This window comes from Lysinibacillus sp. NPDC056232, from assembly GCF_042267565.1.
In the GTDB taxonomy this organism is placed as follows: domain Bacteria; phylum Bacillota; class Bacilli; order Bacillales_A; family Planococcaceae; genus Lysinibacillus.
In genome coordinates, this window is record NZ_JBHJTF010000008.1 from 48,474 (window position 1) to 72,623 (window position 24,150).

Below are 24,150 nucleotides of genomic sequence, written 5' to 3' on the forward strand. Positions count from 1 at the left end.
CGTCACTTCGGCTCTTCTTTCCGTCGGTTCGGACCCTCTTTCCGTCGCTTTGACTTCCATCCTTCACTTCGGAGATTCCTTCTGTCGCTCCAGTGATTCTTTCCGTCACTTCGGCTCTTCTTTCCGTCGGTTCGGACCCTCTTTCCGTCGCTTTGACTTCTATCCGTCACTTCGGAGATTCCTTCCGTCGCTCCAGTGATTCCTTCCGTCGCCTCGGACCCTCTTTCCGTCGCTTTGACTTCCATCCGTCACTCCGGGGATTCTTTCCGTCGTTTCGGCTCTTCTTTCCGTCGTTTCGGACCTCTTTCCGTCGCTTTGACTTCCATCCGTACTTCAGCTCTTCTATCCGCCGCTTCGACTTCTCTATCTGTCACTTCGACTATTCTTTCCGTCGCCTTTGTCCGGACTGTAAATAAAATTAAGCCTCTGCTTTTGGTAAAATTAATTCTAATTCATGGTGTGGGCGTGGGATTACATGAACAGATAGAAGTTCTCCAACACGTTGGGCCGCTGCTGCACCTGCATCTGTAGCTGCTTTTACGGCTCCTACATCACCACGAACTAATACAGTGACAATACCGCCACCAACATGTACTTTTCCTACTAAGTTAACGCTAGCAGCCTTCACCATTGCATCCGCTGCTTCAATTGCTCCTACTAATCCTTTTGTTTCTACCATTCCTAATGCTGTACTCATTTGTCATTCCTCCAAATTATTTATTTTGTAATGTGATTTGTTTTAATACTTGATCAACAATTTGTTGAACCACCGCTGTATCCAAAGATGGATCTTGTGCCTTACTATTTTCTACTACTGGTTTTGCTAAAAATTCTGGTTTTGGCACTTCTACATCTTTAATGCCATAAGCCATACGTTTAATATTCAATAAATGTCTCGCTGTAATGTTATCGGACGTAATATTGCCACCAAACGTGCCACACCCTAATGTGAAGGATGGTGCTAAGCCTGTAGTTCCACCAACAGCGCCGATGGATGATAATGTATTAACAACAATTCTAGACACCGGTAATTCGACTGAAAACTGCTCAGCTAAAGCTGTATTTTCTGTATGAATCGAGCATGTATGCCCGCGTCCACCAATGTTAAGTAAATCAATCATCACCTGTTTGGCCTCTGTACTGTCCTCGACTGTATATAACGCAAATATCGGTGATAGTTTTTCCAGTGAAAATGGAATGTTTTTGCCAATCATCGTTTCCATACCGACAAGTACTTTTGTGTCTTCCGGCACGGTAATACCGATAGAATCTGCTAAGCAAGCTGCTGACTTCCCTACAATTTGAGGATTTACTTTCCCAGGAACAGGAGAGATTAACTTCTCCATCTTCACTTTCTCTTCATCACTCAAAATATACGCATTGTTTTTCTTTAACTCTGTTAAAACTTGCTCAGCAATGACTTTATCTACAATAATTGATTGCTCTGTCGCACAAATTGTGCCGTTATCAAAAGACTTACTTTGTACAAGCTGGCGAACAGATTTGGAGATGTTCGCTGATTTTTCAATGTAAGCTGGAACATTTCCTGGTCCTACACCATAAGCAGGTTTGCCTGAGCTATAGGCTGCTTTTACTAGCGCACCGCCACCAGTCGCTAAAATTAAGTGAATATCTGGGTGCTTCATTAATTGCTGTGTAGCTTCCATAGAAGACATTGTTAAACAGTGTAGCAATCCTTCTGGTGCTCCTGCTTTTTCTGCAGCTACTCTACAAATCTCTAAAGCTTCCTTTGTACAATCAACTGCATATGGGTGTGGGCTTAGGACAAGACCATTTCTAGTTTTCAATGAGATAAGTGTTTTAAAGATTGCTGTTGATGTTGGATTTGTCGTTGGTACAATGCCCGCGATTACGCCAAACGGACTAGCAATCTCTGTCACTTTCTTTATTCGATCGAAACCAACGACACCAACAGTCTTTAAATCTTTAATATCTTCATAGACATCTCTAGAGGCAACCTCATTTTTCATCTTTTTATGATTAGGTATACCCATCCCTGTTTCCTGAACGGCCATACTTGCCAAACGTTCTGCCTCTTTAAATGCGGCATCCGCAACAGCCTTGACGATATGATCTACTTGCTGTTGTGAATACTGCATGTAAGCAGACTGTGCAATATTGGCAAGTCTCACGGCGTCTCTCATTTCTTGAATTGCTAATAAATCTTTATCTAGTGTGGCCACTAAAGCCCCTCCTTTCTAAACAACTGGGTTTCTCGCTAAATTTTCAATAGCTTCTCTAAAAGCATTGGCAGCAGCTTGGCAGGAAGATTGGCTACCACTTACTAAACCGCCACCGAAATTGGTTTCAGATGGTGGACCAAAGAAAACCTTTAGCTCTACATCTGCCGCCTTTAATGCAGCATCTAAACCTACGATAGCTTCAAGTGGAGGTGCTATTAAATAAGCAAGAGCTGTTCCAACCTTAACGTTTGCTAGCTCAGCCAAATACGTACCACAACTTGCTACAGTATGTGCAAAAAGAGCGTGGTTTTCATTTTGAAGGATGGCTTCAAAATACGTATCAAACTGAATTTTCTGCTGAATCGCATCGAAACCACTGCGTATTTCATCAGGCGTGCTACCGGCAATGATGCCAATTACTTCACCAGACAATGGGCCAGATGCATGTGCCGCTCCAGCATAAAAGCTTTTCGCATACACAACATCAACATCTGCTTTTTTCGTAGCCTCGTCCAACGCTACATAGCCAACATCGTCTATTGTTAGAGTGACGAGTCCAATGCTCTTGTGATATGGCTTTAAATCTAATTGCTCCGCTAGTTCACTATTCACTCTTGGAATGATTTGCATTGCCAAAATTTCTGCCATAATTTTTTGAGGATTCATCATTTGTCCCCCTAACCTTCTTTTGCCACAAGACCTACTCCACTAGCCTTGTAATGCAATATTTTTTGCACGACTGTTCCTAAATAAGCACCCGCCTCTAATGGTGGGATACCACCTTTATGAATATTCGAAACGACCATTCGATCAGCTTCTACTGTGCCCATTCTAGGTTGATAGCATATATAGGCACTCATTGACTCAGCAGATACCAGGCCAGGACGTTCACCGATTAGATAAACGATCACTTCTGCTTGTAAAAGTTCGCCAATTTCATCCATAAGAGCAACACGCCCTTTATCAATATAGAAAGTCGTTCCTATTTCAATATTCAAATTACGAAGGCTTTGCTGTAACGCTAAGAAAACATCTTGCACATTTTCTTCAATCGCACTTGCACTTAATCCGTTAGACATAATGATTTGTACCTTTGGATTTTTTTTACACTTCGATTGAATAAGTGTCTTTGCTTCATCTGATAAACGACGACCTAAATCTGGTCTAGTAATGTATTCTTCCTTATCTGTCACTCTTGATGTTACTTGAAAGACATCGAGCTTTTGTAGTAGCCCTTCTGTCACTTCTCCATAAACTGCATCTACTGCCGCTGCATGATCGAGTCGGAACTTTAGCCAAGTTTTTGTTTTTGGTCTTGTCCCAGCTCTCCCAACACCTATTCTTGCAGGTGTATGCTTTTTAGCAGCTTGAACACTTTCAGACACTTCATCCTCTTCAAATTTAAAGGCTGTGATAGGTGCCGAAGTGTCAGTAGGTTCGTCATTACTTGCGCTGTAATACAATTGTTCTTGGGTATGTGATTCAGAATGATAAAGTTTAATTAATGATTCATTTGATCGTTCTGTTGTGCTCGGACTTGCTACTTCATCAGCATAATTAGCATTAGCTACAGTATCTTGAAGCTTAATAAGTATTTCCTTTTGTTCTTCTATTGGTACAGCCGTGTCATGAGAAGATTCGTCTGCCTCATGATTGCCCATCTTTTCCATAACGAGTTGTGTAATCATTGCTACTAGTTGTTCATTCAATGGACTCACCTACCTTTCAAATATAGATAAATCGCCAGCTCTTGCAGATAGACGACCATTTTCATAAATGCCCATTTTTTCTAACCACGCTAGAAATGCAGGTGCTGGTTTTTTACCAAACGTTTGAAGTAATGTAGCGACATCATGGAAGCTCATTGACTGATAGTTCAGCATGACATCGTCGCCCATTGGTGCAGCGATAATAAAGTTGACACCAGCTGCTGTTAGTAAAACACTTAAATCTTCAACATCATTTTGGTCTGCCTTAATATGGTTTGTGTAACAAATATCAACGCCCATTGGGATACCGTGCATTTTGCCCATAAAGTGATCTTCTAGTCCTGCACGTATAACCTGTTTGTTATTGTATAAATACTCAGGTCCAATAAAGCCCACAACCGTATTCACAATATACGGATTAAAATGTCTAGCAAAGCCGTAATTGCGCGATTCAAGTGTTACTTGGTCAATACCCATATGTGCCTCAGCAGATAGCTCCGAACCTTGTCCAGTTTCAAAATAGAATAAGTTCGGGCCAGTTCCTGTTCCTTGCTTTTTCACAAGCTCTTCTGCTTCTCTTATTAGGTCAGCAGAAATGCCGAACGAGCGATTAGCAATTTCTGTTCCAGCAATACTTTGGAAAATCATATCGGCTGGTGCACCTTGTTTAATAGCCTTCATCTGTGTTGTAATATGTGCCAATACACAGTTTTGTGTAGGAATCGACCAATCAGTGATAAACTCCTTTGTCGCTTGCAATACTTTTTTCACACTTTCAACGGAATCATCTACTGGGTTAATCCCTATGACCGCATCGCCAATACCATAGGACAAGCCCTCTTTTAATGAGGCAATAATCCCGTCAATATTGTCTGTTGGATGATTCGGCTGTAATCTTGAGGAAAGTGTGCCCTTTTGTCCGATCGTAATATTACAAGTTGACAGTATCTCTACTTTATTGGCAGCATGGACGAGATCTAAGTTGGACATCAGCTTTGTAACGGCCGCAATAATTTCTGAATTCATACCTTTGCTTAATCGTTTTAATTCCCGATCTCCTGTTTCATTGGATAAAATGTATTCTCTTAGTTGCTCGATACTCCAGTTTTTAATTTCTCCATAAATTTGCTCATTCATATCACCTTCAATAATGCGTGACACTTCATCATTTTCAGAAGGCACTAATGGATTTTCTCTTATATCCTTCACTAACAGCTCACTTAAAACGGCTTTCGCCGCAATTCGTTGCTGGACAGATTCAGCCGCAATTCCAGCTAACTGATCTCCTGATTTTTCTTCATTGGCCTTGGCCATTACATCTTTTAATGATTTAAAATTATATTTTTCTCCACCAAATATCACCGATAGATTCACATTCATCCTCCTTACTTTGAGTGGAAAGCAAGTGTTTTCACTACGACTGGGACAACACCAGCTGGTAGTACTTCCCCAATGTCAATATAATCACCTGTTTCGACTTTGATTTGATCAATGCAAATGATGGGAACTGTTTGATTGATTGCTCGTATCGTTTGCCCAATAACTTTTGCATAATCTGATTGAATGACTATGATAATTGGTATTTCCTTGGAGCTTCTCATCGCTAAGTGCTTCAAAATAGCCTCACATAATGCATGGACATCCTGGAAGCTTAAGTATGGTAAATGACTAAAATAGAGTGCAAATGGAGAGCGATTCTCTTGTATAGAAAATAGAACATCAGCTCGTTCAACAGCTGTTTTTACCGCATAGTCGAATTCTTTGCTGTTCGTATCCATATGACAATCGAAAACAGGCACATTTTTTAAAGGCAATACTTCCGCATCTACCTGTATCGTTGCACCACTAATCTCAGTTGTTTGGGTACCTGCACCAGTCACCGTTGCCCGCGCTGTTTCCTCTGGTTTAAGCCATAAAAAGGATTGTAACTGTTCATGCTGTAAAAGATTTGTCGCCAATTTTTCGCCTATATCATCATACTGACGGTTTGTACATTCATTTTCATAAATACAGGCCGCTACGCCACCGGAAAAAACGACTGCTTCAACCGGTTTATCCCAAGTTGGCAAATGTCCTAGCAATAATGGATGCTGTTCATCTGTTAATTGTCCGCTTAGCGTTGCCGCTACTATATCCACCATTTCTTGGATTAGTTGTGAGACACGTACATCCTCTACTGCATCACCCACTTTTAATGGATTTGACCATTTCTCCATCAATTTCATAATGGGTGGTGATATCGATTGGACAATGCCATTCTGAAATTCTATGAGTCTCCCTCCGACATGCAATGTACACGTACCAATTACTTCTCCGAACTGCATTGCCGCAATATTTGCTGTACCACCACCGATATCGATGTTTGCGATAACTTTGGCCGTATTTTTAGATTGCTGTAAGGTACCTGCGCCTTTTGCTGCAATGATACCTTCCAAATCGGGGCCAGCTGTAGCAACTAAAAAGTGTCCAGCTGAATCTGCAATCGCATGAACAACCTCGCTGGCATTTTCCTTTGTTGCAGATTCGCCTGTAATGATAATGGCACCTGTTGCAATATCTGCTGGTGAAATTTGGGCCAATTGATATTGCTGAAAAATAAATTGCTCGATTTTTTCCATATCGATAATTTCTTTATTGATAAACGGTGTTTTAATAATAGGACTTTGATGTAGAACTATTTTTTCAATAATTTCTATGCGTGGCACATGCGTTACACCTGCAACGTTTTTCAACAGAAAACTACTGACAACCATCTTTGTTGTACTTGTACCAATATCAATGCCTGCACTATAAATTTTCTCTGCCTTCAACTTACTCTCCCCCTCTCGCCACTTAAGGGCAATACATGAGATAAGGACTATCACGATCCTTCACAAATTGGCGAATTTCTTCGTCAGAATTGAGCTGAATAAGTGGCGCAATAAACCCAATACCAAGCTTTTGCCACGAAGAGGTTTTCACAATTGGACCATGCGTCATGACATTTTGTAATAAAGCTGTTGCTCTTTCTACATCTGCATGTGGTGCATCAATTTTTGTAATGACACCAATTTGTATTTTCGGAATTCCTAAGCTAAATTGCGGAGGAAAAACACTCCTTGATGACGTGGCATCCTGCAAATAAATCACATGTGTCACTTCAAGCGATGTTGCCATAATGTTTCTGTAATACATCGGATTTTCTATATATTCTCCTGGTGTATCAACAATCCAATCATCATAAACGAGCGCCTGTGTTTTATTGGCTTGTCCATCTTTCCCCAATAACGCATTCATCAGTGTCGACTTACCTGCTTGCACACCACCTATGATCATTACTCGATTTTTCATACGGCACATCCTATGACTTCGTTATTTTTGATGGTGTATAGCCTAGCTTCTCTGATAGAAAACGATTAATCTCTAACATTGCCATTTCAACCTCGGAGACACTGCCAACAATAACGAGACTGCCAGTAAAGCGATCTAAAAAGCCTAGTTTTACATTGGCGGACTTTGTTGCTAAATCTCCTGCGATAATAACTGTCTCACTCGGTGTACATGTCATGATGCCTAGTGCACCTGCTTCTTGAATACCTAACTTTTGAAACATATCAGGGTCAGGATTTGCAATTAGATGACTTAATGTTAGTTGCTTTCCTGGCACAAACTCCTGAATAAACCGTTTCTTTTCTTCACTCACACGTCATCACCTCTTTCTAGTTCATTGTTCATTTAGTCAAGACTTTTGATCTGTTAGATATTCACCTTCTTTAATAATGCCTGCCTTGCGATCCTCTTGTTCTAGCCTTAGAGCGGTTGGAACAGATAGCTTATAGGCTAATATAATTGCGATAACACCCGCTAAAAACTTGCCAGCAATAACAGGTAAAATAATGGTCGGTTGGAAGTTAGCCGTAAATGATAAATGATCTCCTAGAAGGAATGCTGAACAAACTCCAAAGGCAATGTTAATGACCTTATCTTTCGGTGGCATATGTCGAACAAGTGTAAACATGGCTAAAATATTAGCAATTGTCGCTAAAATACCTGCGCTCCCTACTGACGATAGGCCTAATTTTTCACCTGCTGCTTCTAGAGGTTTCGATGCATATTTTCTTATTAAGTACACCATTGGGAATGCACCCGCTAGCATAATACCGATGTATCCAGCTGTTTCTAGTGCTCGGAATTGATCGACTTTATCTGCCATGATCGGATCAAAGCCCCATGCACCAAAAACCTTTGTAAAAATACCTGTGAAAATTTCTACAATCGAGAACACTAGCACAAGCTTGATAGCAGCATCCATCACACGTCCAAAAATCATGAAACCTTTGATCATGCCATTTGGAATTAGTTTTAGACCTAACGCAATTAATACGACGAAAATAAATAAAGGCAATAAATTAATTAATATTTGTAAAACAGATATGGCAAAAACATATGTTGGTGCCGCTGTTGTACTAATTACTTCTCGAACATCTGTATTAAACATCACAATCAAAATAGAAGAAATAAATGCGCCAATCGGAATTGTTAAAACACCCGCCATAATACCTAAAGCCATATATTTATGATCCCGCTTATCTAACATGGCAAGACCCATTGGAATAGAGAACACAATTGTTGCACCTGACATAAATCCGACAACTAGAGCCATGACCCATCCTTCATAGGACTCTTTTAACGCATTTGCTAATTGATATCCTCCCATGTCCGACGCTAAAATTGTCGTTGCTGCAATCGCTGGATCAGCACCAATCCATTCAAAAATCGGACTAATAAAATGACTTATAAACCACGTTAAGTAAGGTATAGCTGCCATGATCCCTGCAGCAGGTACAAAAATATGTCCAACCGTATGAATACCATTCATAAACTCTTTACCGATTCCATATTCAGCATCTCGAATTGCTCCAATTGCTCCTAAAACTGCACAAATCATAATAATATAAACGATAACCGTTCCTACCATTGCCATCCTTCTCATTCCCCCCTTTAATTAATTTATAAAAAAAAGACGCATTTAAAGAGGAAATCTCTTTAAAGCGTCTTTGCTTAACTATTTACTTGTAAGGTATTGATAATGCGCCTTGCAATAAGCACCATTTCCTGTTGAGTCTGCATACTCTCACTGCGAATTTTTTTATAAGCGTCATCCTCACTAAGGTTCTCTGACTGCATGAGCAAACCTTTTGCTCGTTCGATTATTTTTCGCTTTTCTAATTCAGTTTGCTTATGCAGCAATTCCCCGTTTAGACGATTGAACTTATCAATCTGGTGAAATGCCACTTCCAACGCTGGAAGGACATTCTTCTCAGAAAACGGTTTCATAACATAGCCTAAAACATTGTCCTGCTTCATGTACATTAACAATTCTTTTTCACTATATGCGGATATAAATAGCACCGGTATACCTAGCTGCTGTTCAATAATTTTGCTTGCCTTTAAACCATCTAGCTCTGGCATTTTAATGTCCATTAAGATTAACTGTGGCTTATATGTATAAGCCAACTCAATTGCTGATTCCCCATTATTCGCTTGCGCTACTACTTCGTAGCCATGATCCTCTAGCATAAACTTCAAATCAATTGCAATAAGCGACTCATCTTCGACAATCATAACTTTCCTAGTCATTTAGGATAAATACCTCCTCACTTACAGGGAACTGGATTTGAGTATGTGTACCTTGTTCACTAGGGATAATTGAAAATGTGCCAACTAAATCATATTCAACAAGCCTTGTAATAATCTCCATTCCAAATGATGACTTCACCTCTTGCATTCCAACGCCGTTGTCAGAAATATGAAGTGAAATAGTGGAAGCATCCTGTTGAAATCGGATATCGATTGTTCCCTCTTCACGACCTATAAAAGCATATTTCATTGCATTTTGCAGTAGCTCACAGATGATCAAAGCGAGCGAAACAGCTTTTTTAGAATGACAAAATAACTGTATATTATCGTGATGGAAGGTTAATTGAATAGATGATGTGTTGGATGTCCCAACCATTTTATGTCCAATCTTTTTAGACAATGCGATAATGTCTACTTTCTCTTCAGCATTATCCTCATTTTCTAAAATAAGTTCATAAACAGATGAAATACTATATATTCGATTTAATGCCTCCTGAAAAGCACTTGCATTTGAAGCTGACAAGTCAGTTCTCATTTGTAAGCGCAAGAGACTTGTAACTGTTTGTAAATTATTTTTCACTCGGTGGTGAATTTCCCTTATAGCAAATGTTTTCATCATTAATTCATTTTCTTTCAGCTTAAGCTCTGTAAGATCATGAATTATGAGGAGTGTCACTTTATCGTTTTGATTACGAATAGGAATTTTCTTCACAATAAAGGATTTACGATCAATTGTAATTTCTAAGAAAAAGACATCATCGCCTTTATCATAGACCTCCTGTAAAAAAGGTAAAATCTTATCCAATGCAACGTTATCAAAATGTTTCAGCCCGGATAGCTCTGATATAAATCGGTAGCCTGCAGGATTGCTATAGATGACTTTATTTTCATGATTTGTGAGAATAACTGATTCCACTAGCAAATCAGAAACTACTGGAATCGGTTGAGAATTTGGCTCTACAATATGCTCAATTAACGCAAAAGGCATCTGTTGAAAATCATCTTTAGGTGTTGTTTGCATATCCACCTTTTTTTCCTGGATTAACACTGCCATAACTTGTTGTTGGTCATTAAAGAGAGGGACAACGTTTTGTTCAACCGTTATACCTTCCTGTGTGATCGCTCTAGTCATTGACGATTTTTCCTTATTTTTAAAAGCAGCAAATACTGCTGGCTCAAAGCTTTCAAAGACAAATTTGCCAATTACAGATTTTTCGTATAAGCCTCTTTCTGTTTTTGGGAATGCCTCTGCCACAACAATTGCATACGGTAAGTTTTCCATCATACAATCTATGAACATATAACAATCTGTCAACTCAGCATAGTACGATAATGTTGCTTCTATTTCTTTTAACTTTTCTATATCTGTTGCAGATAAGCTCGTATATTTTCGACACAATGATTGAATGTTCGACAGGCTCAAACCCCCTATCACAGAATAACCAAATTTCAATTTTGATTATTCTAAAATTTCTTGTCATCATTAATTATAAACCTTTTGCAAAATTATTTTCAATAAAAAAAATAATTTATTTTAATAGTTTTCGTTGCATTACATAGAACTATATAGCCTAAAAGAGAAATATTCAACACTTTTTTTCAAACCCATCGCTATCTCACGATAAGAACGTTATTTTAATATATAAAAAAAGCGAGAATGCAATAGGTGCAATCTCGCTTTTTTCTACATTATTTCTGGTGTAACAGCTAAAATATTCCCAAATGTTTCACGCTGCTTTGCCTCTTCTTCATTCAGCAAAATATGGATATCTCCGTGGTCGTTTGAAGTACGAATTAAACGCCCCATTCCTTGCTGTAAACGAAGTTGCATAAATGGTAATTCCACTTCTTCATATGGATTTTCTGCAAATGTACGTTTCGCATCAAATAATGGATCATGTGGAGGGAAAGGTAAATCATAAATAATAACCCGAGTTAATGCCTCCTCCGGCAAATCTAGACCTTCCCATAAATGATAGGAGCATAATGTTTTGATCGTGCCTTCTTGGAAATCACGAACAATTCCTGATAGTTCACGGTCCCCCTCGAACGCTACATACATTCGTTCCATAAGAGGTAGTTCCGCTTTGAAATCTAACATTGCTTGTTTTGATTTAAATAAAATTAATGTTTTTTCACCATCACGTAATAGCTGTTGAACCCGTGCCGTTTTCTGCTTTTGAGATAGCTCATGTAAATAAATATGCATAACTTCTTCATAATCGAATGGAGAGGGAACAGAAAACGATTGATAATTACGAATCCCTAAACTATAGGCAATATATGAAAAATCTTTATTGACTGATAAAGTTGCTGAAGAAAATATGATTGGAAGTTTTTTAGAGAATAATTTCTCTTCTAACACTTCTGTGATGAGACGCGGCATAATGACAAGTGTTTCTTCCCCATCCGTTTCCTCTAACCAGTCAACTGCATCTCCCTGTGCTACAAAAATACGTAAAGAAGCCTCGTATTGTTCTAAATACTCCTCTGCCATATTTAATTCATACTCCGGAATCATGTACATTTCAGATTCAAAGACAAATTCCTCAAGTAATGTTTCGACATCATGAATAAGTTGTTTCCCGTATTTCAACAGATTTGGCGATTTATTAATACGTTTACGGTCTTCTTCTGAAGCGACTAAATCATCTCGTAGCTGGTCAAAAAATAGCTCATGGTCATCTTGTAATTTTTCCATTGCATATAATGTACGTTCTCGCACACCATCTACCATTAAACGCTCTAACAATTGAACAATTGTTGTCGCCTGTACTTTATACGTCATTGCTTTTTGTGCAGCATACTCTAATAAATGACCTTCGTCTAGCACCATCATTGATACTTCCGGCAATAAAGCTAATTGCCCTTCACGTTCACGTGACTCCTTTGTAGCTAAATGTTCCATCAAAAAATCTTGTGAACAAATAATGAGATCCGCTGATTTACGATAATGTGCTCGATGTAATGTTTGACCACATCGATTTCGCAGGTCACATACTGAACACTGCATAATCGAGTTGTAATTTACTTTTTGCCAATCTTCATCACTAACTGTTTGATAATCGCTGCGCTCACCATAAGGTTGTATTGCAATCATCGAGCCCTGTGCATATACTCCATCAGGAATAGAAAACGAAATATCATCGATCCATTCATCGGTTTCTACTTTTTCGGCTTCCTCAAAACGCTTTAAGCATAAATATTGGTCTCGTGACTTTGCTAAGCGTACATCAATTTCAAGACCTAACGTTTTTTGTAGCTTATAAATATCGCCGCCCTCTTTTACTAGCTGGTCAATTAAGGTTTCATCAGCACATGCGATCAGGGCTGGTTTACCAGTATAGCGTGCATAAGATACAGCTGGTAGTAAATAGGCAATTGTTTTACCAGTCCCTACCCCAGCCTCTGCAAAAAGCACGTTTTTCTCTTTTAGGGCCTGCTCGATTTGATAAGCCATAAAAATTTGCTCATCACGGCATTCAAAGCCCTTTTCAGGTAATTCATCGTAAAGGACGTCCCCCATCCAGTCACCTAATGACTCAAAAAATGAGCGGTCCTTCGTTAATACAAATGGTAAAGATTTACGCAATTGACGTTCCCCCTCTAACTATCTGGTCCTATTATACGCGACGAAACGGAAGATAAGAAAAAATCTTATCTTCCGTTATCATTCGTTAATCTCTTTTAGACTTTTGTCCCCAGAACTGGTAATAATTCGTTTCAATAAAGCCATTGAATAATTTACGTTTCTTTGTCGATTGACGACCGTACAGTTCCTCAAAGTTTTTCATTGAGGATAGCATGTACACAGACCAAGTCGGATAGTTTTTCATGACTTTTCCTAAATCACAAATGACCTGCTCCACGATCTCAATGTCCCCAATACGTTCCCCGTATGGTGGATTACCAATCATAACACCATCTGTTAGCTGTGTTGTAAAATCACGTGCTTGCATTTGCTTGAACGTAATCATATCACCAAAGCCCGCTTCTAGTGCATTTTCTTGTGCAATACTCACCATGCGATGATCGATATCAGACCCGAAAATTTCTAATGGTTGATCATAGTTCGCTATGCTATCTGCTTCATCTCGCACTGCATCCCAAATTTTTGCCTTCATCCATGGCCATTCCTCTGAAATAAATTCACGATTATAACCGGGTGCAATATTTTGTCCAAGCATTGCTGCTTCTAAAGCAATTGTGCCCGAACCACAAAATGGATCAACAAACGGTCGATTTGGATTCCACTTTGAAATTTGTACGAGTGCCGCTGCTAATGTTTCTTTTAATGGTGCTTCGCCCTGCGCTTGACGATAACCACGCTTATGCAAGCCCACACCCGATGTATCAATAGTAAGTGTAGCCACATCTTTTAAGATTGAAACTTCAATTTTATAAGTTGCACCAGATTCATCTAAAAAGCCTAAACGCTTATAATGCTGTTTCATACGCTCAACAATTGCTTTTTTAGTAATAGCCTGACAATCTGGTACACTAAATAATTTGGATTTAACAGACTTCCCCGATACTGGGAAAGCTGCATCAACGGGTAAATATTTTTCCCAAGGTAAAGCTTTTACACTTTCAAACAATTGTTCAAAAGATTTAGCCGGAAACTGTCCTACAACAATCTTTACTCGGTCTGCTACACGTAACCATAAGTTTGTTCGTGCAATGGCCGTTTCGTCACCTTCAAAATACACTTTGCCGTTTTCGACTGTTGTTTCATAGCCTAATGCCTGTACCTCTTGTGCTACAATCGACTCTAATCCCATTGCAGCAGTTGCTACTAATTTATAGTTTGCCATACGCTAATTCCTTCCTTGATGTTCAATTTCCCAATACTCTAGAAACTCCATAAGTTCGTGAAGCGGTAAAGGTTTACTGTAATAATAGCCTTGGATTATATCACAGTTCATTTTACGTAGTATATCCACTTGTTGTGCTTGTTCTACACCTTCAGCAACAACTTTCATTTTTAAGCGATGCGACATTTGAATAATCGCATCTACTACTGCCTGTTTTTCATCGAGTGAGCCAATATGCTGAATAAAGCTTCGATCGATTTTTAAATAATCAAGGGGGAAACGAACTAAATAACTAAGAGACGAATAGCCTGTCCCAAAATCGTCTATCGAAATTTTAAAGCCCATTTTCTTGAGTCGCACAAGCTTGCTAACCGTTTCATTTGCACTGTTCATCACTGTTCGTTCTGTAACTTCGATTTCAAAATTGTTAGCAGGTGTATTATAACGCTCTAATATTGCTTGAACAGAGTCTAAAAAGTTTTGTTGCTTAAAGTGAATGCTGGAAATATTGATGGCAACTGGAGTCTTATAGCCAGATTGACGCATCTCTATCACTGCTTCACAAGCTTTTTCTATAATTACTTCGCTTAAAGGAATGATTAATCCCGTTTCCTCTGCATAAGGAATAAATTCTGCTGGCGAGACAAATCCCAATCTTTCACTATTCCAACGTACAAGAGCCTCTAACCCTTGAATCTCTTCATTTTCCACAGATATTTTAGGTTGGAAATGCAGCTCAAATTCTCGGTTTTCAATAGCTCTCCGTAGTTCTGAATCTAATAATAAAACACGCTGAGAGTCAGTCTTCAATTCATCAAAATAAAAAGCATAGTCGTTAAGACCATTCTTTTTCGAATAAGTCATTGCCTTGTCGGCACAATGAATCAATTGCTCTGTTGTTTCACCATCTATTGGATACATACTGATACCAATACTTGTAGAAATAAAAATATCTTGACCATTAATATCCAAAGGCTGTTCAATAATCCCAATAATTTGTTCAGCAAAATTTGCAGCTTCTTTGGCATTTTTTACGTTTGTCAACGTAATAATAAACTCATCACCGCCGTATCTAGCAATGATATCTTTATTTTTTAACAATGTTTTTAAGCGCTTTGCTACTTCTACTAGAATGGTATCTCCAACAGCATGACCTAACGTATCATTAATTTGCTTAAATCGATCTAAATCTAAAAAATAGACTGCATGCTGTACTGAATGAGAAATTGCAGAAGTTGATTCTAATAGATTATCCATTCTTTCAATATAAGCAAATCGATTGGATACTTCCGTTAATGAGTCAGTTAACAAACGCTTTTCTAGTTCATTTTCTACGATCTTTCTTTCAGACAAATCTGAGAAAATGCCACAGTAATTTGTCATCTCTCCCTCATCGTTGGCTACACCAACAATTGTTAACCATTCTGGATATACGTCTCCGGTTTTACGACGATTCCATATTTCCCCCTGCCAAATGCCTTCTTGTCGTATCTTTTGCCACATATCTAAATAAAATTGCAATTCATGTACACCTGACTGTAGAACGGCTGGCGTTTTTCCAATCACTTCATCACGCTTATAGCCAGTTACAAATTCAAATGCAGGATTGACCAATTCTATTCTTTTATACTTATCCGTGATCATGATGCCTTCAGATACATTTTCGAAGATCTTTGTCATTAAGGCAATAGGATACTTGGAAATCGAATTTAGCTTCTCCAGACTATCGTTCACTCCGCTCATGATTCCGCTCCATCCTATCTCTCTTTACTACTTTTTTTAGAAAAGCGCTTTTGCGCCAGTCTACTCTTATGTAGACAATATGTACATCGTTGCGATAATCGTTTTAATTAGATGTTTTTGTTTCGAATCGTAGCGACAGAGGCATGACCAACAGTGTACAGCCTTATTCTCAAACGTATATCGCGCATGTCTAGACATGATTAACAAGTAACTTTTTCTTACTATAGTCAAAAGAAAAGCTCTCCACCAAATTGGAGAGCGCTTGTCATTTCATAAATAAGCATCAAAAAATTCCATAAGCCATGTTTTGTTCCCGAGTACTCAAACAGCTATCGCCTCGTACGACCGGGTAGTAATCATCTATCTACAGAGCGAACTCTGTCCCTCTATCCGTTCAATTCCTTTTAGAGAGTGCCCCTACCATAATTTGGGTTTCTCACTCGTGGGGTTTACCTCGTTCCACCTTGCATGTTTCCAAGCAAGCTACGTCACTGTGGCACTTTCAGGAAGTTTCAACCATATCCTTAAGACTTAGGTTTTCCTTCCGCCGTCAGCTTTTACAGCTGCCTTACCTTATTTTTTCAGTAAGCACGAACACTACGGTCATCTCAGAACCGTGCGAGCATGGACTTTCCTCTACGACGTCTAGCGCCGCAGCGATTACCAGAATTTCATGATGATAAAAAAGATTATACTAGAGTTTTATGATAAACACAACATAATTGACAAAATTTATTCGTACAACTTACTACCAAAGACGTGTTTCTCTAAATTAGAAAGACGTTTTAAAATATCAAAGTTTGTCGTACCAGATGTCGATGCGACAGGTTGTCTCTTAGGCGTATTATCAATTTCTTCTTTTAACTGTTTATTTTCTTCACGAAGTTGGGCCACCACTTTTTCGAACGCTTCATAGTCTTGTATTATCTCATCAAGAAATGAATCGACTTCTTCTACATTGTAGCCTTTAAAGTTTTTCTTAAATTCCTTTTCAAGGATCATTTTTGACGTTAATTTAATATCCATTCACATCGCCCTTCCTCACACTACGTCGTTTCATTATAGCATACTTCATCACATTATATCGTCTGAAAATATCAATTGTAAGGCAAAACTTGTCGTTTTTTGCGCTTACCCGGGAAATTATTTCTTATTGCCTAACCGGAGTAACCTCTTTTCCCAAGAAATTCCCCATTTTTGCTTCTGTTCTACTCTCCATTGCTCATTCTTCTTAATTAGTTTTATACCCTCTTGCGTATAATAAAGGGCCTGGTCATATTCTTTCATTTGATGCTCATATATCATAGCTAGCTGTTCTAATACATGCAACTTTTTTCGTTGATCAACGAAATGTAGAGAAGCCACAAATGCATCGATCGCTTCACTAAACTTTTTATTTCTTTTATGCTGTATCGCCAAATAATATTGTGCATTTCCTGCTTCAAGTGCATCAAATTGGGTCGTAACCTTTTCTAAAACCTTTACGCTCTGCGAACTCTCTTTTAAATCGGCGTACCATTTACCAATATTTGTAAATGTTTTCGCCGATTCTTCACTCGTCTCTTCAAATAGCAAATTTGTAGAATGAACATAAAGCGTAATAAGTGAAAGTAAATCCCATTCATTATGAAGAAGGACTTTCATCAGTGCATCTGGAGCACCGCTTTTGACGGCATCTAAATAAATAATTGGTGCAAGATATCCAGGTATATCTCCAATGCGGGAAAAGCCAAGCTTCTCTTCTTCCACAGACTTTAATTTCATTCTTTCCATATCATTTTTCCATAAACGCTTTGAACTATGCAACAAATCGATTTGCCGCTGTGTACGTAGCTTAGGTAATTCTTTTTGGTGGAGCGTCCAACGTGTTTCAAGTTGCGGCCAGTCAAAGCTTTTTCCATTGTAAGTAATAACTGTCGCTGTTTTTTGCCAAAGCTTTGATTCAAAAAGTAACGCTGCCTCATGAGCTGGATCCGCTAAAACATATTGAGTTAAAATAAAGCTTTCATCTTCCTCTGATACTGCTAAAAAGCCTAAAAGAAAAATTTGTGTGCCTACTCCTTTTAAGCCAGTCGTTTCCGTATCAAAAAACAATACTTTTTCATTCATTTCTAACGCATATGGATGTTCGAACTTTGCCTCTTGCCATTTTACTAATGCATCAAAAAATGACTGCAATTTATAATCACCATGCTGATAACTAAATGGATAACGCACCTGTCGTTTAAAAACAATACCAAATTCATTTTCTACAACTGTCAGTCCCGCTTTTTCCCACCGTTCAGTATAGCTTGGAGCAACAGGTTTTTGATAAGCAGGTTTAATCTCTTTTTTTAAAGTTGTTGTCGTTTTTTTACCGAGCATTTTTTTCATTTGTAAAATTTTATTTTCGTAAGACATTATCTTCACTCATTTTCTGCATATTAAATTGCTAAAACTTTTAGTATTATTTCTTCACATACTGTAATCATAACGCATCTTTTAGCTTCTGCACAAAGAGAAGGTAAAAGTAGTAAAGCTAGTCGAGTGTTCTTGTCACTTCCCTTTCGCTTCAGAACAGCTTTTAGCGGGTAAATTTAAATGGCTATACTTATGAAGCCTCCGTGGACGATGATTGGTTATACGGTACAGTTAGGATGTATTATAATACAATGAATAATTATAAATTGGAATATAGTGGAATTGTCTCTAATGCTGCTCACGAAATTGGACACTTCTTGATCAATTATGCCTCGGCATAAATTGCGTCCGGAATCAGCTAGAAAGAATTAATTAGGAAGTGGATAAATTTTTTGGGGGTAGTATGCTGAACACTACTTCGAAACGCGTTATCACACTAATAGTTGTTACACTCATAATCTTTTTATCTTTATTATTAATAATGAATATAATAAAACCGATTCCAGGGGTTCAAGTAGACGCAAATGAAATTACATTTAAAACTTCTGAAGAACTGGATGCTGCGGCAGATCTCATTATTATCGCATCTCCAACTAAAGAGTATTATTGAACCCGTTGGAATTGTAGGGCGAAGTACAAGGAAGAGAAAGTTAGTCACCAACCATTATAAGAGCTCAAGGAAAAAAGTTCTTACATTTTGTTTTTAAAACAAAACTCAATGGGACAGTATGCATTAATTAATAATAATTTAGGTAAATTTAACTTAGATAATAAAAATGCTTTAGATATTGGAGAAAAAAATCTTCCGAGGCTAAGAAGTTTAAAAATGATGTTCTCCAAAAATATTCTAACGACTAAATAAATTAACAGTACACCTTCTAAGAAAACCGTAAAAGCACTAAATCTCAAAAATTTATGAATAAATACCCCTATAATATAAAAAAAGCCCAGACTTAAAAATAAATTGAGTACCTAGGCTTTGAAGATTAATAGATAACTATTATTGTTGTCTATTTTCTTTGAACAAATATGAGAACGACACTTTGAATAAATCATTGCTTATAAGATCCATTCCACACGAAAACTAATTTTTGCAATTAAATCATGTTAATATAATCCATTTGGTAGTATAATAATTCCATATTTTATTAATAGGAGGATATTCATGAAGAAATTAGTTTTATTTATTACAATGTTGTCTTTGTTTATGGCGACATCATTAACGGCTGATGCACACCCAGGTCGTCTTGATAGTAATGGTGGTCATAACTGTTCTACAAAGTCTAAAGAAAAAGGTCTTTGCTCAGGGTATCATTATCATAATAAAGCCAACGAGGTAGCACCTTCTACCAATACAAATTCCAAAAAACCAACATCTCAAAGTACACCACAACCAGTACTAACAACTGTAGATGTATATATCAATAATGTTAAGCAATATTACAACCCAAGTGCTTATATTAAAAACGGAACAACTTTAGTTCCTATGAAAGCTATTTTTGTATCACTTGGTGCAACTGTTACTTATGACAATGCAACAAAAAAAGTGACTGCCTACAAAGGTAATAAAAAAATTGTCATTGGCGTTGGAAATAAAAAAGCTTACGTTGATTCAAACGGCGTTACAACTACAATTAATTTAAATCATGCAGCTGAAATTTATAAAGGAACAACTATGGTGCCTTTACGTTTTGTAAGCGAAGCACTAGGTGCGGATATTACTTTTGATGACGCTGTATTTATTACAACAAAATAATTAGTATGAATTGCATGGGGCAGCATCATTTTTTATTTGGTGCTGCTTTTTTATTAACCTTTCCTGTGAGCGATATTCAACAGTTGCGTTAAAGCATCTTTCCAATTTCGTAAACTAGAAGAGGGCATGATGGAATAGTGCTAGACTTTTTCCTCTCATGCCCTCTTTTTATCTCTAATTTAAAATTTGAAGTAACTCTATTACTTTTTTCTTCGCTTGTTCTAAGCTATCCTGAGCCCCTATACATGATGGACAACCTGATTCACAAGCACAGCCTGCTACATGCTCCAATGTCTTAGTTAATAAATCTTCCCATAAATCATATACCTTTTCACTTAAGCCGATGCCACCAGGGTACTTATCATAAACAAAAAATGTCGGTTGTTCATTATGAGTTGCCTTTACCTGTGGGACAACTGCGACATCGCTACTGTCACATTGAATGAATATTGGAATGAATGCGTTCATCGCATAAGCAGCTCCAGTCATGGCGTCCGTAAGCTCGGCCTCTGACCATTTTTCTAGCGCAGAGAATGATAACCAAGACGAACTTGTATGCATTTCATCTGGTGGTAAATGAATAGGTCCAGAACCGATATTATCGTGTGTACCGAAGCGTATTTTTTTAAATATCGTTGCCTGTGCGACCAAGCCAACATCACCGAAGCCAATAATACCACCTTTATAATCGCGGCTCCGATCTTCCTCTAGCACCTTCATCTCGACCGCTAAATTAGCGTCAGTATAGTAATCGACATCTACTTCTCGTACAAAGGCTTTCTTTTCGTCCCAATCTAGCTTTTCGACTTGAAATTGAATGCCCTGATGCAAATAAATAGCCTCTTCATGTAGCAATGTCATCGCACTATGACGATCCATTTCACCAATAACCTTTGTTTGTGCAGAGATAGTCATATCAATTATTACAACATTTTCTTGCGAAGCAGAACGAAGACTAATATCATGTGCAGGAAAACGGTCACTCATCCAATGCCACTTCTCACTCGTTTTAAACACAACGCCTTCCTCCGCTAAATATTCAAGTAACTCCTGAATATCATATTCACCATACGTATCATGCGTGGAAAATGGTAGCTCAAACGCTGCACATTTCAAATGATCCATTAAAATTAACATATTTTCAGGATAAATACGCGCTTCCTCAGGTGCACTACCTAGTAAAAAGAGTGGATGGTTCACTACATATTGGTCAAGTGCTGCTGATTGCGCTACATAAATAATTAGCGCCTCGTCCTGACGACGACCAGCACGACCTGCTTGCTGCCAAGCACTCGCGATATTTCCCGGATACCCTGTCATGATACATGCTTGTAATTGGCCAATATCGACGCCTAATTCCAGTGCATTTGTACTAACTACTGTTTGAATAGTACCATCACGAAGCCCTCGTTCAATAACACGTCGCTCAGAGGGTAAATAACCACCACGATAACCTCGCACCGACTCATCTAAAAGCTTATTGCGTGTTAGTTCCTTTAAATACGTCACAATCATTTCTACTCGTACACGACTTTTAGCAAAAATAATGGTTTGAATACCTGCTGTATATAATCTTTTAGCGAGGTCACTCACCTCCAAAACAGCACTACGACGCACGCCAAATGTTTTATGAACAATGGGTGGGTTATAAAAAAGAAATGTCTTTTTCCCAACAGGCGCCCCTGAATCACTAATTAAGGCATGACTTTCATTTGTTAAAGTTTCTGCTAGCTCTTTCGGATTTTTAATGGTTGCTGATGTACAAATGAAAATCGGCTTACTCCCATAAAACTCACAAATACGCTTCAACCTTCGAATAACATGCGCAACATGTGAGCCAAACACACCTTTATATGTATGCAACTCATCAATGACGATATACTGCAAATTTTCAAATAGTGAAACCCATTTCGTATGATGTGGCAAAATCCCCGAATGAAGCATATCCGGATTTGTCATCACAATATGCCCTGCCTTACGTACCTTTTGGCGAATGCCTGGCGCAGTATCCCCATCATACGTATAGCTTAAAATTTCTTCACCGCTTTGTTCGATTAATTCATTTAAATCATTTTTTTGATCTTGCGCTAAAGCTTTCGTTGGAAATAAATAAATAGCGCGTGAGTTTTTATCCTCTAGTATTTTTTGAAGTACCGGTAAATGGTAGCAATATGATTTTCCAGACGCTGTTGGTGTAACGGCAGTAAAGGAAACCCCCTCCATAGCGTAATCAAATGCCTGACGTTGATGGGTATACAGTTGTTCTATCCCTCTTGTTTGGAGAGCCTTTACAAGTGAAGGATGTAAATTCCCTGGAAATGGAGCATATTTAGCTTCACGCCCTTCAAGCGTTTGCCAGTGTAAAATACGTTCCTTCAGTTCTTCATCATATCTCCACTCGTTTAACAGTTCACTGATGGTCCTTTTTTTCGATAACATCTGTTTGTGTCTCCTTCACTACCCGTTCGAAAATTTCCAACGTATACGAGGTTGAATGAATCGCATCTAAAAAACGCTTTTTACTTGTTTCTTTATAAAAGGATTGCACAACAAATTGCTCCATCGATTCGACCGCTGAAGCAATTTGTTGTGTATGCATATATTTTGGTCGATTTTTTTGAATCCACACATTCGCCTCTTGTTGCCATTCCTTTAAAAGTTGGTGAATGATATCTGCGTGTGGCTTAACCTCCTCAAAAAAGTCGGGAGTACGATTCTCCTCACGCATTTGCCAGAAGCGTGCAACACATTTTTCACATTCATCTATTAATTTGGAAGTTTGCTGTATTAACAACAATTTCGCACCTCATTTCATTAATGAAGGCTCATCACCATAACGTGGGATTGGCTACGTTGGCATTCATTCCACTCTCCCTCGCTCCAAGGTTCATCCATAACCTGATCCCCAATGAACTTCCCAACTTTGGTGATGGGCCTTTAAATATTTTTGTATTTAGGTTGGATCCATCCTTTAAATGAAGAATCATCTACATTAACGTAAACGCATAGTATCATTTTAAGCTAATTTTCCGAACCTGCTATTTTAAAATCGAAAATTATTTATGCTATATGAGTAATTTTACTCCAATGATGTAAAACAGCCTTTATTTATGGCTCATCACCATAACGTGGGATTTAATTTCCGTTCCGACTATATGAAAACGTAACGACAGCGCATGATATTGGTCATAAAGACATTATCACAGGACATGATACTTTTTGCCTTCATTCCTTTACTGGTTCTCTTCAAGGTCTCATCTGTGACCAAGGAGACGCCCACTCACCTCTCCAATCAGCTTAGTTAAACGGCATATCTTTCAAGAAAATGACATCCCAAACTTTTGGCGATGAGGTTTATTCAAGGTATATCACTCTCGGTGGCAAATAATGTATGAAAAATGCTCATATTGAGTTATTTAAATTGCATATGAGATAAGTGTACCAAAGTCTATCATTTTTCACTACTAATAGGCGAACAAGCATTCTTTACTTGCCAGTTCTTTTCTGCTAAGCTTACTTTCTGGCTAACAGATTTGAGCTGCTTAAAAAAATGCATGCTCTGTGCATTGTTTTCCAAAGACACTCTTGTTAACAGTAATTGATTGACCAGATCCAACTGCGCAACTAATTGTTTTAACTTGTTCAAAATTACGCCTCCTTTGCTTTAATTTATGTATTCCTCGCATGTATAAAATTACCTTCATGCGTGACAAAATAAGCGTAAGTTAGCTGAAAGAAGAAGTATTTCGATAAAATTTAATTGAACTCGTCTATTAAATTTTCTAGTCTTCAAAATAGCAATCAAGTAGAGACGCTAACGTGGAGTACCGTTTTTTCTATAAATCCGCTTGGAAATTTCATCAGTTATTTTGACGATTCGCGTGAAAGAACGAGTTAAATCACTT

At 38.1% G+C, this 24,150-nt stretch carries 24 protein-coding genes and 1 other RNA gene; 3 read left to right on the forward strand and 22 right to left on the reverse strand.

Annotated features, from left to right (window positions below):
• Positions 1–2: 2 nt before the first annotated feature.
• From ACFCYJ_RS08545 to ACFCYJ_RS08635, 19 genes are all read right to left on the reverse strand, one after another.
• Complete coding sequence (locus tag ACFCYJ_RS08545; RefSeq protein WP_376073325.1) at positions 3–245, reverse strand: hypothetical protein; 243 nt, start codon at positions 243–245, stop codon at positions 3–5.
• A 3-nt stretch (positions 246–248) separates the two neighbouring features.
• Positions 249–374, reverse strand: coding sequence for a hypothetical protein (locus ACFCYJ_RS08550; protein WP_376073327.1), 126 nt, complete (start codon positions 372–374; stop codon positions 249–251).
• 44 nt (positions 375–418) lie between these two features.
• Positions 419–697: a BMC domain-containing protein gene (locus ACFCYJ_RS08555; RefSeq protein ID WP_053482447.1), complete on the reverse strand. Its 279-nt coding sequence runs from the start codon at positions 695–697 to the stop codon at positions 419–421.
• Between the two features lie 16 nt (positions 698–713).
• Positions 714–2,204: an aldehyde dehydrogenase family protein gene (locus ACFCYJ_RS08560; RefSeq protein ID WP_376073329.1), complete on the reverse strand. Its 1,491-nt coding sequence runs from the start codon at positions 2,202–2,204 to the stop codon at positions 714–716.
• 15 nt (positions 2,205–2,219) lie between these two features.
• Complete coding sequence (eutL, locus tag ACFCYJ_RS08565) at positions 2,220–2,870, reverse strand: ethanolamine utilization microcompartment protein EutL (RefSeq protein WP_376073491.1); 651 nt, start codon at positions 2,868–2,870, stop codon at positions 2,220–2,222.
• Positions 2,871–2,881: 11 nt separating this feature from the next.
• Positions 2,882–3,913, reverse strand: coding sequence for an ethanolamine ammonia-lyase subunit EutC (eutC, locus tag ACFCYJ_RS08570; protein ID WP_376073331.1), 1,032 nt, complete (start codon positions 3,911–3,913; stop codon positions 2,882–2,884).
• Between the two features lie 9 nt (positions 3,914–3,922).
• Positions 3,923–5,293 (reverse strand): ethanolamine ammonia-lyase subunit EutB, encoded by a 1,371-nt coding sequence (locus ACFCYJ_RS08575; protein WP_376073333.1) that lies wholly within the window; start codon positions 5,291–5,293, stop codon positions 3,923–3,925.
• Positions 5,294–5,298: 5 nt separating this feature from the next.
• Positions 5,299–6,723: an ethanolamine ammonia-lyase reactivating factor EutA gene (locus ACFCYJ_RS08580; protein ID WP_376073334.1), complete on the reverse strand. Its 1,425-nt coding sequence runs from the start codon at positions 6,721–6,723 to the stop codon at positions 5,299–5,301.
• A gap of 22 nt (positions 6,724–6,745) precedes the next feature.
• Complete coding sequence (locus tag ACFCYJ_RS08585; RefSeq protein WP_376073336.1) at positions 6,746–7,243, reverse strand: EutP/PduV family microcompartment system protein; 498 nt, start codon at positions 7,241–7,243, stop codon at positions 6,746–6,748.
• A gap of 10 nt (positions 7,244–7,253) precedes the next feature.
• Positions 7,254–7,595: an ethanolamine utilization microcompartment protein EutS gene (eutS, locus tag ACFCYJ_RS08590; RefSeq protein WP_283871719.1), complete on the reverse strand. Its 342-nt coding sequence runs from the start codon at positions 7,593–7,595 to the stop codon at positions 7,254–7,256.
• Between the two features lie 36 nt (positions 7,596–7,631).
• Positions 7,632–8,876 carry an ethanolamine utilization protein EutH gene (gene eutH, locus ACFCYJ_RS08595; protein WP_376073339.1) on the reverse strand — a complete coding sequence of 415 codons (1,245 nt, stop codon included), beginning with the start codon at positions 8,874–8,876 and terminating at the stop codon, positions 7,632–7,634.
• 77 nt (positions 8,877–8,953) lie between these two features.
• Positions 8,954–9,532 carry an ANTAR domain-containing response regulator gene (locus ACFCYJ_RS08600; RefSeq protein WP_376073341.1) on the reverse strand — a complete coding sequence of 193 codons (579 nt, stop codon included), beginning with the start codon at positions 9,530–9,532 and terminating at the stop codon, positions 8,954–8,956.
• On the reverse strand, positions 9,525–10,955 hold the full coding sequence (locus tag ACFCYJ_RS08605) for a sensor histidine kinase (RefSeq protein WP_376073342.1): 1,431 nt from the start codon (positions 10,953–10,955) through the stop codon (positions 9,525–9,527). The genes ACFCYJ_RS08600 and ACFCYJ_RS08605 overlap by 8 nt, the downstream gene beginning before the upstream one ends.
• Before the next feature lie 261 nt (positions 10,956–11,216).
• On the reverse strand, positions 11,217–13,124 hold the full coding sequence (locus ACFCYJ_RS08610; RefSeq protein ID WP_376073344.1) for an ATP-dependent DNA helicase: 1,908 nt from the start codon (positions 13,122–13,124) through the stop codon (positions 11,217–11,219).
• An 85-nt stretch (positions 13,125–13,209) separates the two neighbouring features.
• Positions 13,210–14,346 carry a THUMP domain-containing class I SAM-dependent RNA methyltransferase gene (locus ACFCYJ_RS08615; protein ID WP_376073345.1) on the reverse strand — a complete coding sequence of 379 codons (1,137 nt, stop codon included), beginning with the start codon at positions 14,344–14,346 and terminating at the stop codon, positions 13,210–13,212.
• Between the two features lie 3 nt (positions 14,347–14,349).
• Entirely contained in the window at positions 14,350–16,089 is a 1,740-nt protein-coding gene (locus ACFCYJ_RS08620; protein ID WP_376073347.1) for an EAL domain-containing protein, read from the reverse strand.
• A 291-nt stretch (positions 16,090–16,380) separates the two neighbouring features.
• Positions 16,381–16,761, reverse strand: an RNA gene (gene rnpB, locus ACFCYJ_RS08625) — RNase P RNA component class B.
• A gap of 60 nt (positions 16,762–16,821) precedes the next feature.
• Complete coding sequence (gene gpsB / locus ACFCYJ_RS08630; RefSeq protein WP_376073349.1) at positions 16,822–17,115, reverse strand: cell division regulator GpsB; 294 nt, start codon at positions 17,113–17,115, stop codon at positions 16,822–16,824.
• Between the two features lie 117 nt (positions 17,116–17,232).
• On the reverse strand, positions 17,233–18,489 hold the full coding sequence (locus ACFCYJ_RS08635; protein WP_376073351.1) for a ribonuclease H-like domain-containing protein: 1,257 nt from the start codon (positions 18,487–18,489) through the stop codon (positions 17,233–17,235).
• Positions 18,490–18,892: 403 nt separating this feature from the next.
• Here ACFCYJ_RS08635 and ACFCYJ_RS08640 point away from each other — a divergent pair, with 403 nt between their 5' ends.
• The 3 genes from ACFCYJ_RS08640 to ACFCYJ_RS08650 all read left to right on the forward strand — a co-directional run bounded on the left by ACFCYJ_RS08640 (position 18,893) and on the right by ACFCYJ_RS08650 (position 20,245).
• Entirely contained in the window at positions 18,893–19,099 is a 207-nt protein-coding gene (locus ACFCYJ_RS08640) for a hypothetical protein (protein ID WP_376073353.1), read from the forward strand.
• Between the two features lie 87 nt (positions 19,100–19,186).
• A complete protein-coding gene (locus tag ACFCYJ_RS08645) occupies positions 19,187–19,351 on the forward strand; it encodes a hypothetical protein (protein ID WP_376073355.1) in 165 nt (54 codons plus the stop codon).
• A gap of 303 nt (positions 19,352–19,654) precedes the next feature.
• Positions 19,655–20,245, forward strand: a complete 591-nt coding sequence (locus ACFCYJ_RS08650; protein WP_376073357.1) for a copper amine oxidase N-terminal domain-containing protein — start codon at positions 19,655–19,657, stop codon at positions 20,243–20,245.
• Positions 20,246–20,419: 174 nt separating this feature from the next.
• On the opposite strand, the gene ACFCYJ_RS08655 is transcribed toward ACFCYJ_RS08650, so the two are convergent.
• From ACFCYJ_RS08655 to ACFCYJ_RS08665, 3 genes are all read right to left on the reverse strand, one after another.
• Positions 20,420–22,684: a DEAD/DEAH box helicase gene (locus ACFCYJ_RS08655; RefSeq protein WP_376073358.1), complete on the reverse strand. Its 2,265-nt coding sequence runs from the start codon at positions 22,682–22,684 to the stop codon at positions 20,420–20,422.
• A complete protein-coding gene (locus ACFCYJ_RS08660) occupies positions 22,656–23,042 on the reverse strand; it encodes a YppE family protein (protein ID WP_376073360.1) in 387 nt (128 codons plus the stop codon). The genes ACFCYJ_RS08655 and ACFCYJ_RS08660 overlap by 29 nt, the downstream gene beginning before the upstream one ends.
• 654 nt (positions 23,043–23,696) lie before the next feature.
• Positions 23,697–23,891, reverse strand: a complete 195-nt coding sequence (locus ACFCYJ_RS08665) for an endonuclease (protein ID WP_376073362.1) — start codon at positions 23,889–23,891, stop codon at positions 23,697–23,699.
• Between the last annotated feature and the right edge of the window lie 259 nt (positions 23,892–24,150).